The sequence below is a fragment of the Ruegeria sp. YTSC106 genome, from assembly GCF_059609765.1.
Genome location: NZ_JBXWMI010000022.1, coordinates 13,503 through 26,627, shown reverse-complemented (window position 1 = coordinate 26,627; position 13,125 = coordinate 13,503). Strand labels below are relative to the sequence as shown.

General features: G+C 54.8%; 13 protein-coding genes and 1 tRNA gene. 8 read left to right on the top strand and 6 right to left on the bottom strand.

Features of this window, described 5'->3' with window-relative positions:
* Window positions 1–99: 99 nt before the first annotated feature.
* Complete coding sequence (locus AC2FEB_RS21350) at window positions 100–1,647, bottom strand: trimethylamine methyltransferase family protein (protein ID WP_496884358.1); 1,548 nt, start codon at window positions 1,645–1,647, stop codon at window positions 100–102.
* A gap of 230 nt (window positions 1,648–1,877) precedes the next feature.
* Between AC2FEB_RS21350 and AC2FEB_RS21345 the strand changes: the two genes are divergently transcribed.
* From AC2FEB_RS21345 to AC2FEB_RS21330, 4 genes are all read left to right on the top strand, one after another.
* On the top strand, window positions 1,878–3,350 hold the full coding sequence (locus AC2FEB_RS21345; RefSeq protein WP_496676982.1) for a flavin-containing monooxygenase: 1,473 nt from the start codon (window positions 1,878–1,880) through the stop codon (window positions 3,348–3,350).
* Window positions 3,351–4,337, top strand: a complete 987-nt coding sequence (locus tag AC2FEB_RS21340) for an alpha/beta fold hydrolase (protein WP_496676979.1) — start codon at window positions 3,351–3,353, stop codon at window positions 4,335–4,337.
* A gap of 72 nt (window positions 4,338–4,409) precedes the next feature.
* Window positions 4,410–4,486: transfer RNA gene (locus tag AC2FEB_RS21335), tRNA-Met, on the top strand.
* 150 nt (window positions 4,487–4,636) lie between these two features.
* The gene (locus AC2FEB_RS21330; RefSeq protein ID WP_496884357.1) at window positions 4,637–5,179 is read left to right on the top strand and encodes an HNH endonuclease; all 543 of its coding nucleotides are present in this window, start codon (window positions 4,637–4,639) and stop codon (window positions 5,177–5,179) included.
* A 416-nt stretch (window positions 5,180–5,595) separates the two neighbouring features.
* Here the strand turns inward: AC2FEB_RS21330 and AC2FEB_RS21325 are convergent, their stop codons facing one another.
* Window positions 5,596–5,997: a hypothetical protein gene (locus AC2FEB_RS21325; RefSeq protein WP_496884356.1), complete on the bottom strand. Its 402-nt coding sequence runs from the start codon at window positions 5,995–5,997 to the stop codon at window positions 5,596–5,598.
* 552 nt (window positions 5,998–6,549) lie between these two features.
* Between AC2FEB_RS21325 and AC2FEB_RS21320 the strand changes: the two genes are divergently transcribed.
* The 4 genes from AC2FEB_RS21320 (at window position 6,550) to AC2FEB_RS21305 (ending at window position 10,138) form a co-directional block, all read left to right on the top strand.
* A complete protein-coding gene (locus AC2FEB_RS21320; protein ID WP_496884355.1) occupies window positions 6,550–7,722 on the top strand; it encodes an esterase/lipase family protein in 1,173 nt (390 codons plus the stop codon).
* Between the two features lie 527 nt (window positions 7,723–8,249).
* Window positions 8,250–8,561: a hypothetical protein gene (locus AC2FEB_RS21315; protein ID WP_496676963.1), complete on the top strand. Its 312-nt coding sequence runs from the start codon at window positions 8,250–8,252 to the stop codon at window positions 8,559–8,561.
* Window positions 8,554–9,780 carry an HlyD family secretion protein gene (locus AC2FEB_RS21310; protein ID WP_496676960.1) on the top strand — a complete coding sequence of 409 codons (1,227 nt, stop codon included), beginning with the start codon at window positions 8,554–8,556 and terminating at the stop codon, window positions 9,778–9,780. Before AC2FEB_RS21315 ends, AC2FEB_RS21310 begins: the two co-directional genes overlap by 8 nt.
* 31 nt (window positions 9,781–9,811) lie before the next feature.
* Window positions 9,812–10,138, top strand: a complete 327-nt coding sequence (locus AC2FEB_RS21305; RefSeq protein ID WP_496676958.1) for a potassium channel family protein — start codon at window positions 9,812–9,814, stop codon at window positions 10,136–10,138.
* 12 nt (window positions 10,139–10,150) lie between these two features.
* Here the strand turns inward: AC2FEB_RS21305 and AC2FEB_RS21300 are convergent, their stop codons facing one another.
* The 4 genes from AC2FEB_RS21300 to AC2FEB_RS21285 all read right to left on the bottom strand — a co-directional run bounded on the left by AC2FEB_RS21300 (window position 10,151) and on the right by AC2FEB_RS21285 (window position 12,374).
* On the bottom strand, window positions 10,151–10,300 hold the full coding sequence (locus AC2FEB_RS21300) for a hypothetical protein (protein WP_496676955.1): 150 nt from the start codon (window positions 10,298–10,300) through the stop codon (window positions 10,151–10,153).
* A gap of 101 nt (window positions 10,301–10,401) precedes the next feature.
* Window positions 10,402–10,863 (bottom strand): ribonuclease HI, encoded by a 462-nt coding sequence (gene rnhA / locus AC2FEB_RS21295; RefSeq protein WP_496676953.1) that lies wholly within the window; start codon window positions 10,861–10,863, stop codon window positions 10,402–10,404.
* 21 nt (window positions 10,864–10,884) lie between these two features.
* A complete protein-coding gene (locus AC2FEB_RS21290; RefSeq protein ID WP_496884354.1) occupies window positions 10,885–11,217 on the bottom strand; it encodes a hypothetical protein in 333 nt (110 codons plus the stop codon).
* A gap of 146 nt (window positions 11,218–11,363) precedes the next feature.
* Window positions 11,364–12,374 (bottom strand): hypothetical protein, encoded by a 1,011-nt coding sequence (locus tag AC2FEB_RS21285; protein WP_496676947.1) that lies wholly within the window; start codon window positions 12,372–12,374, stop codon window positions 11,364–11,366.
* Window positions 12,375–13,125 lie beyond the last annotated feature (751 nt).

Here is a 13,125-nt window from a genome sequence, read left to right as displayed (position 1 = left end):
GTGGATGTGCAGTTCGGCAATCTTCATCTTGTGTACTTGTCCTGACCGAAAAAAAACGACCAACCCGAAATGCGGTCGGGCCAGTAAGGGGAGTGTATATCAGTATGTCTGGTTCAACTCATCCGCCGCCGGGATTTCCCTTTCACGGCGGGCGATATAGTCCAGAAGCGCTTCGTTCCTGGCTTCGTCCAGTTTGGGTTCTTGGTATTCGGCCAGCAATTTCCGTGCATGTTTCAGGGCGCGTTCAGTGATTTCAATTTCACCTTCGGCGACCCATTGTTCGATCGAGTTGTTGTCGAACAGTTCCGGCATGAAGAACGCGGTCTGGAAGTTGTCCTGTGTGTGCGGATGACCCAGATAATGCCCGCCGGGCCCCACATCCGGAACCGCTGCCAAAGCCTCATCGAAGTCGTGCCACTTCGGCCCTTCGGCCATGCGGTAAGCCATCGCGCATTGTTCCGCATCCACGACGAACTTGGCGACCGAGCAATGCATGCCAGCCTCGTTCCAGCCTGCCGAATGCCAGATATAATTGGCCCCGGCGTGAATGACCGCGCTCAGCGTCGTGGCGGATTCGTAGCCTGCCTGCGCGTCAAAGGTCTTGGCCCCGCCCAGCGTGTTCGAGGTGCGCCACGGAACATCGTAAAAGCGCGCCATCTGGCCGATCATGAAGTTCATCAGGCTGATCTCGGGCGTGCCGGCCATGGGTGCTCCGGATTTCATCGAAACGGTCGACAGGTAATGCCCCCAGATCGCAGGGCAGCCCTTGCGGATCACCTGCGTATAGGCCAGCGCCGACAGCGCCTCGGCAGTCAGCTGTGCCACGGTCGCGGGCACCGATGCCGGGGTGTTCGCGCCCCCCAGAACAAAGGGCGAGCACAGAACCGGCTGATTGCGGCGGCAGAAGGCCCGCATCGCACCCAGCATGGTTTCGTCCCAGACCAGCGGGCTGTTGCCGTTGCAGTTGCCGGTGGTGACCGGATGATCGTCAATGAAACCTTCGCCGAACAGGATATCGCTCATATCCATCACATCCTCGGCGTTCCTGGGCGAGGTGGTCATACCCATGAAGGTCTTGTCCGAATATTTCATCGACGAATAGGTGATGCGCAGATGCCGCTGGCTGATCGGGTGATCATAGGGCTCGACAATGTGATGGGCCGAGCTGTGCAGCGCGGGCATCATGTGCGATAGCTTGTGGAACATCGCCAGATCATCCAACGTCGGGTTGCGGCGCACATCGTCCAGATCGCGTAGGAATGGCGCCCCGGTCATCGGTACGAAGATCGCGTGCTTGCCCCCCAGCGCCAGGTTCTTTTTCGGATCGCGCGCGTGATAGGTGAACTGCGCCGGAATGCTCGAGATTAGGTCGCGCACCATGTGGCGATCCAGAAAAACCAGCTCTCCATCAACCTTGGCTCCGGCTTTTTTCCAGTCTTCCAGCGCGACGGGGTCGCGGAACTGAACACCGACGTTCTCCAGAATGTCCATCGCCGCATTGTCGATGCGCTCAACCTGGGTCGCGTCCATGACCTCGCACAGCGGGATGCCTCGGGTCAGGCCCGGCAGCATGTCAAAGTTCGGAGCGGAGCGTTTGGCGCGGCGGGCAGAACGTCCGCCGGAACGCGTGGCAGTGCGAGTGGTCAAGGGGCAATCCTCCAATTTTGAAGCAAACTGACGGATTCGCGGCGCGCCCACCTCTCTGATTGCGATATGTGCTTGCAAGAAGCGACAAAGGTTAAGCCAATCCTTTTTTTTCATCCATTTGTAACGAAAGGACGCCCGGTCATTTTCCCCTGTGTGACCTACTTCACAGCCAATCAAGTGCATACATCTGCAACAGATAAACGTAAGGTTGATTCTGAAGGCACTCACTCATGCACCACAAAACAGAGATGCTGATCGTCGGCGCCGGGTTTGCCGGGCTGACGATGGCGCTTGAGGCCCGCAAACGCGGTATCAAGGATATCGCGATTTTGGAAAAGGCCGATGATATCGGGGGGACATGGCGCGAAAACACCTATCCCGGTGTCGCCTGTGATGTGCCATCGCATCTGTATTCCATGGCGACCCACCTCAACCCGCATTGGAGCCGCGCGTATGCCGGTGGCGCAGAAATACAGGCTTATCTGCAAAAGGTTGCGCGTCAGGAAGGGTTGTATGACCTGTGCCACTTCGGGCAGGAGCTGAAATCGGCCAGGTGGGATGGAACGCGCTGGCAAGTTGAAACGATGGATGGTCAGCACTGGTCGGCCCGGTTTCTGGTCTCGGCCATTGGTGCACTTCATTATCCCAGCATTCCGGACATCCCCGGCGCAGACAGGTTTCCCGGCCCCAGTTTCCACTCTGCCGAATGGAATCACGATGTCGATCTGACCGGCAAGAGCGTTGCGGTCGTCGGTACCGGGGCGTCCGCTGTTCAGTTTGTACCCGAAATCGCCGGAATTGCAGGCCACGTCACGATCTTTCAGCGCAGTGCGCCTTACGTGATGCCGCGCCCGGACGGCCCGATTGCGCCCTGGGTGCGCAGCATTTACGCCCGGTTTCCCATTTTGCCGCGCATTCGGCGCAAGTTGATATTCATGATCTTCGAATTTCGCCACCGCGTGTTTCGCGGTGAGGAACGTGCGGTAAATTTTGCCTTGAAAATGTGGCGAAAGGCATTGGAGCGCGCCATCACCGATCCGGCCGAACAACGGGTTCTGACCCCCGACTACCGGATCGGCTGCAAACGAATCCTGAGCTCGAACGATTGGTACCCGACCCTGGCCCGCGACAATGTCAGCGTTGTTCCGAAAGGCGTCGCCCGAATTGAAGGTGACACAGTCATCGCGGCGGATGGCACCCAGACCAAGGCGGATGCCTTGATCTGGGGCACGGGGTTTCACGTAACCGACGTGGTCGAGCGTCTGGACATCACCGGCACAGACGGGCTGACGTTGCGCACTGCCTGGTCGGATGGCATGTGCGCGCATCTGGGTACCGCAATTGCGGGTTTCCCCAATTTCTTCCTCCTTCTGGGGCCGCATACCGGGCTGGGGCATAACTCGGTCGTGCTGATGATCGAGGCCCAGGTTGGCCATATCGGCCGGGTCCTGAGCGAGATGCAGCACAAGGGTCTGTCCGCGATTACTCCTGACGCAGCCAGACAGGCGGCGTTCACACGGGAAATGCACGACCGCCACTCGGACGGTGTCTGGCAGGCCGGGGGCTGTTCATCGTGGTACATGGATGCGGAAGGGCGGAACACGACCCTTTGGCCCGGCACGGTTGCCGAGTTCCAGAAACGCATGGCACAATCGGGGTTGGAACAATACAGACCCGCCGCCCTTGGCAATGGAGAGAGTTGAATGACAACCGTTCTGATCGTGATCGCCGTCTTTGCCGTGGCCCTGTTTGTCACGAACCTGTGGACCCGGAGGATAACACGCCACGGTCTTGAAACCGTGCCACAGCTGGGTCAGATCACACCCGTTCGCGGCGGCAGCATTCACTATGTGGAAAGGGGAAACCCCGACGCACAGACCATCGTCATGATCCATGGCCTGGCCGGGCAGTTGCAGCACTTTACCTATGCGCTGGTGGATCTTCTGGCCGACGACTACCACGTTATCGCGCTGGACCGGCCGGGATGCGGGTATTCAACGCGCGATACGGCCGAGCTGGCGCAATTGCCCCACCAGGCTGGCATGATTGCTGAGTTTCTGGACAAAAAAGGCGTGGACCGGGCCGTTCTGGTCGGCCACTCGCTGGGGGGCGCGGTTTCATTGGCGATGGCACTGGACCATCCGGCCCGAATTGCCGGGCTGGCGCTGCTGGCACCGCTGACTCACAAACTGCCCGAAACCCCGGCGATCTTCAAACCGCTCGAGATCCGCTCCGAATGGCTGCGCAGTCTGATCGGCAACACGCTCGCCGTTCCTCTGGCGTCCAAAACCGCGCCGCACACGCTGAGCGCAGCGTTTGACCCAGAGACCCCGCCTGATGACTTTCTGGACCGGGCAGGCGGCGCGCTCGGCCTGCGGCCTTCCGCCTTTATCACAGCGTCTCAGGACGTTGCCGGTGTCGATGCCAGTATAAACACGCAGGTCGCGCGCTATCCGAAACTGACTGTCCCCGGGGGCATCCTGTATGGTCGTCAGGACGCGATACTGTCGCCGCCGCTGCACGGGCCGACAATGGCCGAATTCGGGCTGAGTTTTGAAGAGCTGGACGGGTTCGGTCACATGATTCCGATTACTGAGCCCGAAATCTGCGCTGCCTTCATCCGCAGGATGACGGCCGCAACCACATCCCCCCGGATGTCCTTGCAGAACAAGCCATCTGGGCACGCGTGAAAGAAATCTTCGGGCGGGTTGATTTCCCTCTTGACCCTCCCGGGCCCCTCGCTTACATCGCCTCTCACTCAAGGCGGAGTAGCTCAGTTGGTTAGAGCAGCGGAATCATAATCCGCGTGTCGGGGGTTCAAGTCCCTCCTCCGCTACCACCATCCCACATCTAACTATTTATTAATTATAGAAAAACCGACCGCATAAAGCGTATCGGCTCCCATTTCGTTCCCAATTTTGACGGAAAAGCTGATAAACTAGGGGCAGCGAGCGTCCAATCCTCGACCCCTAGTTTGGAGCATCATGATATGCAGCAACCTATCATCTCAGAACCGCCTGCCAAAGTCGGAGAAGTCTGGAAGCCATACCCGCCAGCACCGCAATATCTCATCAGCAATATGGGCCGCGTCTGGTCTGCGCGTTCCCGCAAGGTTCTAAAACTAAATCCGAACTTCAAAGGCTATCTTTTCTTCCAAGCAGCAGGCCGCACGACGATGGTCAACCGCGCTGTTCTCTGGGCGCACAAAGGACCGCCACCAAGCGACGAGCATCAGGCCGCGCATATCAACGGCGTGAAGGATGACAATCGGACGCCAAACCTCCATTGGGTGACGCCGAAGGAAAACGCGCGGCATAAGAAGGCGATTGGCACAGACCATTTCGGAGAAAAGAACCCGGTTGCCAAGATCACCAATCTGGAAGCTTTGAAGATCGATCAGATGCTCAAGGAGGGAAACCGGCCTGCGAGCATCGCGCGACTGTTTGGGATCAACGCCGATCTGGTCTATGCCATGAGGCGCGGCAGAAGTTGGGCGTGGCTAACCGGGCGAACGCCAGTGCCAAGGCGGTGATGCCGAGGTTTGCAGCCTCCTCCCCGGAGGAGGCTGGGTTTGGCTGCTCCGGGTCGATGCCGAGTTTTTCGGACTCGTCACCTGACGAGTCCGGTTTTGGCTGCGCCGGGTCTAATTCGGATGCCTTCGGGGTGGTATGTTTACTCTGCGAGAGTGTTTCTAAATGCGCGGTCGAAGGCGTAAGCATCGCCGGGCGCTCCTTTGGGCTGAGAAGGTGGTCGCATCGCCTGACCGGCCTCGCGCCTGACCAAGAAGTCGTATGTGTCGCGCGCACGATCCTTTCCATGAACCGTCGCAACCAGCCTGAACGGTAGCTTTCCTACCAACAGCGGACGTTCAGCAAAATCGGGGCAACGACGGAATCGCGGACAAAGCCGCCATTCATCTGCAATGCTCGATGTCTGTTTTTGGAGAGGTCACCTAGGGTATAGTAATTCCCCATTCGCCAGTTGTTCTTCCAACTCTGGCCGAAAATATACCTCTGCTTGTTGTTCTTCACCGCGACACGCTCCGATCCACTCGCCACTATACCGTTGGAGCGCTTCATTAATGAAACACACCGCTACATCTTGTTGCTTCTTTGAAGAAAACCCGGATTCAATTGCAATGGGCTCATATCCGTTGGAAGCATCGAAATCGGCTTCCCCCAACGACCTGTAACCCTGAGTCAATTGATGTCGATAGAGCGGTATACCGAGCGATCCTATGACCCAAGTTGTTGAATGCTTTGGACCTCGATAGACACTAGGTGGGTAGGGTTCACCATTTTTTTGTGCGATCTGAACGCTCATTCCATCTATTTCGAGGTACACGAACATGACACTGTCCATGCCTCGGTTAGCACGGACGAATTTAATGGACGTTGTCGGATCATTGGTAACAATCGCGCGGCATTTATGGTCGTACCAGAAATCCAAACCAATGGAGGATCTGTATACGCGAGGTTTGCATGCAAGTTTCACATTCGGATCTGGTACGCGTCTGTTGGATGATTGTGTCAACTAATTCTACCGAGTTTTGCAAAAGCATATCCATACTAGCAGACCTATCCGCTGAGCGCAGCATAGGTAAATCTGGGCTCGATGCGGATGTTGGTCGAAATATCGCGAATGACCGCAACGCGGACGAAGGAGACATCGACAAGGGTTCCTTCAATGTCCGCCTTTCGCGGAAGAGCACTTTTTGCCAGACACGCCAATATGCTGAGATGTTGTGTGTTGAGATATTATCTACGCCTCGTTGCAGAAAAGCTGAGCTTCTATGACCTACGCATGCCAACGTGGACGTGCGAAGGGCCGATACATCAACAATGACAAGTAGGAACAAGAAGAATACGGTCGGCGTCAAGTTTACGTAATTGGAGGCGAAAAATGAGCGATCCTAAGATATTGATTACTTTGATTAATGGCACGTTTGCCCCCAATGCCAGTTGGATAAAGTCAGGCTCATCATTGGCCTCTTGGTTGAGAAAGAACCTTCCAAACGCACCTTCGGTTCATTCCTTCTCTTGGCGTGGCCAAAACAAAGTTCGAGCGAGGCTGACTGCGGCTCGGGACCTAAAGTTGCATGTGGAGTCGCTAAAAGCGCAACACGAACAAAGCGGAGAAAAAGTAGCTCACTATCTCATCGGCCACAGCCATGGCGGGAACGTCGCACTATACGCATATGCTCAATTGGAAAACAAAGACGACATAGACGGTATCATCTGCCTGTCGACGCCGTTCCTACATTTCTGGAGCAACAGATCGGTAAACACCATGAGCTTTTTGGCGCGCTGCGCTCTAACGATCATCATCTTTGTGTTCATGAAAGGTATCTTGTCCGACATACACAAAGACTACGGCGATAACTTTTCTGACGGAGTTTCTTGGGCCGCCTTCTTACTTTCACAGAGCCTCAATCTTCTGATTTGGTTTGTTTTCTTCATACTCTACAGAGCAAGCAAAGACGCTTCCCTTAGATTCAAACAGAGAATCTACGACGCAGAGCTTCCGCACATACCCAGCGAAAAGTTTCTTTCGGTTCGCACAATTGGTGATGAAGCAAACGGCTTGTTAGGTGCTGCTGCGTTAATCAACTGGATTTCAATTCGTGTAGCGACAATCCCTTACAGGATCGTCACCGTCTTTGGTGTGTCGTTTCTGGTCTTGGCTTACTTGCCAGTTTTATTGGGCCCTATGGCGTTTGGATACGACGTTGATTTCGGTGCTGCCATCATCATGAGCACCGTCGGAATAGTGCTGGGTCTGCCCTTCCTGCTGGGCATACTCCGACTGTTCTGTACGGCATTGTATGGTTTCGACATCCCCTTTCATTATTCCAATTGCCTAGTTTCGGCTGAAACAACGCCCAACACCGGGTCGTATGAAAGCGTTCTAGTCGAGCCAATCTCAAGCAACGCCGCTGAATATTACGATCCTCACACTGAGGAGGTTATAGTCTTGGATAGGTGGGAGGGCCTTAAGCACAGTGAAGTTTACGACAATACTGATTGCCTCAAGATCATTTCATCTTGGATTTCTGCAAAGCAAGATCGGATATAATCCAACGACCGTCTTAAAATCGCGTAGCATTGAGCGATGAGTTCGCAATACCGCCGTTTATTGAGCCTTCGCAGATGCACTAGCGAGGTTTCCGATTCTGTCGTGCCAGCTACATTGTGAAATATGGCCTTATTCATGCAAAGCGAACGTTCGCGGTGGATGCAGCTTTCAGCAAGTTTGAGCTCTGACCGGACATAGCCGAGTGATCTGGTAGCTGCGGGTGCACAAGGCTGCTTACTGCACTTTGCCGACCTTGACCCCTCGGTGCTCGTCAATTGTCTGAGTGAAAGGGCCGAATGTCGACTGCGAGCCCAGAGCGGACCCAACAGTATTCTGAACATACTCCCGGTAATTGATCTACACCCCAGTCTCAAAGCTTGGTGGTTTAGCCAGGTTTGTCATGATGCGTTTGAACAAATTTCAAAGCCTCATAAGAAATTGGTTTTTTTGATTTCAATCAGTTATATTCGAATGTGATGACTTGGAAGCGTGGGGTACAGGTGCGCAGTTCTATTTCTGATGAGGCTATGGCGAGGCTCCCGTTCTGGGTGACACCCCCCGGAGAGACAGACGGTTTTCTGATCGTTGTTGGATTGGTTCTTGTCACAGTGCTTCTGGGTTTTGGTGCACTCTACTTCACCGTACAAGCCATTCCCGACCGTATGGCAGCTGGTGCTCATAAAATCCAAATGCAGCTGGTCGGTGTGCTTGGGTTGATTTCTCTCTTCACTCTGAACAACGCTTTCTGGATCGCAGCAATTCTGATCGCCGCCGTGCCGTTACATGAAATCTTTCCACTTAAGCCAGAATTAGACCTCTCGGAGAGCCACGATGCTTGAGTTGGTCTTCTCTGCGCTAATCACAATCGTCCCGGACTACCTGTATCGCCGCTACAGGCAGGGCAAGCGTTGGGGCCACGAAATTACCCTGTTCAATGTCTGGTATGAATTGCGGTGGGGCTTGACCGCCTGCGCAATACTGGCTGTGACATTGATCACGGTGATCTTCTATTTCCACCCCTCAACGCGGAATGTCTCCGCCGCGTTTCGTACGGTTACCATTCTGTCGGATCGTGCGGGGCGGGTCGCGGAAGTCTACGTCGCTAATAATGACGACGTGAAAGCCGGTGAGGCTATTTTTCGACTAGACACAACGCGACAGGAGGCAGCAGCAGATACGGCTCAGCGCCGCATAGAAGAGATCGAGGCGGCTCTGGGCCTAGCCGCAACGGAAGTCGCTGGTGCTATCGCTCGGGTCGAGGCGGCGGAAGCCGAACTTGCTCAGGCTACGAGCGATTTGGAACGACGTCTGAAGCTTGCGGAGCGAAACAACACAGCTGTGAGCGAGCAGGAATTGGAACGCTTGCAAACAGCAGTGTCCGGCGCAGAAAGCCAGCGGATAGCCGCTATTGCCACGCTGGATGGTGCCAAATTGCGCCAAACCACTCTTCTCCCTGCACAGCTTGAAACTGCTCGTGCAGTTTTGAGAGAGGCTGAGAACGAGATATCAAAATCCACCGTGTTCGCCGAGGTGGATGGAACGGTAACGCAGTTCCTCCTAAAGCCGGGTGATATCGTTAATCCAATTCTTCGCCCTGCTGGGATTTTGGTGCCTGAAGTCACGGGGCAAGGGCGTTACATCGCGGCATTTGGTCAGATTTCTTCAAGTGTGCTGAAACGAGGTATGCTAGTGGAAATTACATGTGCATCTAAACCCTTGACCATAATCCCAATGGTCGTAGACGAAGTACAGGGCGCGATTGCTGCCGGGCAATTCCGTCCGGGGGATGCGCTGTTGGATCAGCAAGATAGAGTGCGACCCGGTACCGTTACGGCTTTTCTCGCACCTATTTTCCCACGTCATCTTGAAAGCATCCCGCCCGGTAGCGCGTGCGTTGGCGTTGCCTATACGAGCCGAGCAAAGGAAATCGACGCTGGTGAAATCACGGGCCTGTCTGCATTCATTGCAAGAATTGTGGACGGCATGGGTATCGCAAATGCCATAGTCTTACGTGCTCAGGCCATTTTGCTTCCCGTCAAGACCTTGGTTTTCAATTAGGACCCGATCAGTAGAGGGGTAGACTCCCGACATGGTTTGCGACGCCAGCTACATTTGCACGTTTCTATCGGTTTTCCTTTGGGACCTGATCTATCTGTCACCGATATTAGTGTTTTTGCTGGTTTTGGTGTCCACGCTGGGGATATCGATTGGTAGAATCGAAGGCTGGTCGACCGGGGTAAGCCTTTATCATGCTTTCATAAACGCAACCACAGTAGGCTACGGTGACATTAAGCCAGAGCAACCCGCGAGCAGGGTCTTAGCGGTTATCAACGCATTTGTCGGGCTGATATTTGTAGGAATTATCGTGGGTATAGGCGTCCATGCTGTTGAGACCTCAATGATTGTCGAATTTTGATTTGTGCAGGTTTCAAGAAACGAGAATGACCGATTTGTCCGCACAGCTGCTGTCCACGCCTCCAAGACACTGCATCTTTGATCCAAAGTCCGCTTCCTGCGCATTGCCGCCGTCGCTGAGGCCTAGTGCTGCAAATGCAGCGAACGGCAGCTTGGTGGCCATTTCTCCCAAGTGGCTGAGAAATCCGGCACAAGTTGATCCTAATATTGCCCCCACCTAGGTGGGGACATCTTGAGTTAGTTTAAGAGCAAAACACCCCTAGATTACGCGGCCTTATTGGCTGCCGCCGCTGCCAACGCGTCGACTTCTTCGTTTCTGGGGTCTCCCGAGTGGCCACGAATCCATTCCCACTCCACGATCAGCCCGTCAGTTGCTGCAAGTAGCTCTTCCCAAAGGTCGCGGTTCTCGACGGGTTTTCCGCCTGCTTTTCGCCAGCCGTTAGCCTGCCATTTTGGCATCCATTCGGTCATTCCTTGGATGAGCAACCGGCTGTCAGAGTAAACAGTGATCTGAGCTTTCTCGCCTTTTTTGATCTTTTTTAGGCCCTGAATGGCGGCTGTCATTTCCATCCTGTTGTTGGTGGTGTGTTTGACGCCGCCATTGATGGACCGCTTCTTGACCTCTTTGCCGTCTTCGTATCGTCGGAGAGTTGCAGCCCAGCCGCCGCGACCGGGGTTTCCAAGGCATGAGCCATCAGTGTGAATTGTTATTTCAGTGTTTGTCATTTTGGGGTTCTTCTTCGTTCGTTAGAGGGCTGTGGTTTGTTTGCGGTCGGTCATGGCGACCACGCCAAGCCCAACCAAGAATGAAAGTGCTTCGCTCTGAGAGACCTCTCGGCCCATCTGTTCGACCATGCGTTCCCGCACAGTGTTGACCGTAGCAACCACTTCAGGGCGCACTCTCACGCTAGCCCAGTGGTTTTGTCGGTCGGCCCAAAGGTCAAGCTGCTCGTCAATCTTGTCGTGGCCTAGGCGGGCGCGTGTGGTTGATCTCAGGCGTTTCGTGAACGCTCGTCGTTTGTCATTGCCGATACGGCGCAGCCTTTTGTCGGCCACGCGGTTCTGTTCATTCAGTTCCATTGTGTGTTCCAGATATGAAAAGGGACGCCCGTTCTGGACGCCCCGGTTGCTGTTATGGGGAGACAATGTCTCCCTCTATGTGTCTCCCCTCGTGCCGCCATCACGGCCACTTCGGGTATTCGTTTAGGATGCTCTCAGAAGCCGACTTAATCCAAACTGAGAGCGTCGTCTGAGAGCGTGTCCATGCGTCCTTTGAAGTTACGCCGGGGGTTGTATGTGAAGTTGCTGCCTTCGTCGTCGTTGGCTGCTCTCAACAACGCATCAAGTGGTCGTTCAGTGTCCCCTACAGGCGTCCGTGCGGTGCGCCTTCGATCAACGATGCTGGTGTCCGCAAATTCTTCGTCAGCGTCCAGTACATCGCTCTCCCACAATTCTGCGGTGATCTGCTTCAATCGCCAAGGGTCGAACACCTTGCACAACACTGTAAGGACATCCTCATCCCGCTTTAGCTTGGCATCGGTCAACACCTTGCTGATTGCATTCGCAGCGTCGTTGGTCATTGCTTCCAATTCCTCACTGCTGGGAGGCGTCCAAGCGTCGTCGAGTTGGACCTTCCACTGATTGTCCTGCCACCACTCCCCGGTCGGAATGTGCTCTGCTTCGGCCATCAGCTTAAACACCTTGTTCATGCGTTGAACGGTTCGTGTTGAGACCCCTGACGCATGTGCGATCTGTGACTTGGTTATCTGGCTCTGCCAGTTCTTACCCGTCCACTGCAAGCTATCGCGAACCAACCGCCATGCGGCGTTGTTCCGCTCTGCTGGCATCAAGGGCTTACTGTCTTTTGTGTTCGCCGCCAGCGCCACCAAACGGGCAACCATAGGCAGGCATTCGTGAACAAGAACGGGAACCAGAGGAGCATCTCTTGGGTCAACCCTGTGGGTTTCGAAGTGGTGATAGTATGCCTCGGTCCTGTGGTGGCCATCCATGATGATCAATCGCCCGGTATGGCTACCGGTATCATCGCATTCCCGCCAGAGCAGTATCGGGTCGAGTTCTCGGCCAGATCGTAAGGCTTTCGCTAGGGTATCGATGTGGTCGGCGCTCGGTGCTTCACCAGAACGAAACCAAAATCGGGGGTCCTTTGCTATTGATGTAACAGGTATGTCGTCGCATGCGACCACGACATTTTCAGTGTTGAGTTCAGAGGCTTTCATAGCTCTTTGCTCCGTTAAACATGGATATAGGTTTCTCTTCGTGCATTGCGTGCAACTTGGCTTTTCAACCGATAACGCCCCAGGGCAGGGACACGCGGGAGCTATCGGACAGGAAAGACCCGCCGCCCAGTGCGCGGCACCTGAATGAAAGATGACGCGCGACGCGTTTCAGGACGCCCGATAAAGGCCCCTCAGGGCAGGCTAAGGCAAGGTGGTCTGTAGAGAGACGCCCCGCCCAGATGGAAGTCCCTGAAATTCGCGCTAGGCGAAATGCTGGTTTCCGCCTCATCCACGGGATGGGACGAACCACTGTCAATCCGTAGCTCGAGTTTCTGTCGGGGTTTGTATGGGTGTTGACTACCGCAGAATGACGAGCGTTTACTTACTTCACGTGGGAGGGATTTTCATAAGTATATGATATCAGGTTTCTTTCTGAGCGACCCTTCAGGGGCATCTAAATGCCATCGAGCGCTTGCTTACTGCCGCGGCGCCAGGGGAAAGAGTGCCTAACGTCACTCACGTCACAGTCAAAGGTCCGCCTTAACAGACAAAAATGACCTGCGGGTCGTTAAATCAGTGCCTTAGGCTCTAATCCTATAAATGAAAAATCTGCTCACTGGCAGCAAAGCGAACGTTCAGGCAGACTGAAGCGAACGGCTGCTCCGAACCCAAAGCGGGCTACTTGCGCTATGTTGTCGCGAGCCGGGGTGTCACTCAATCACAGATGAGGACCGCGACTAAAACGGGCGCT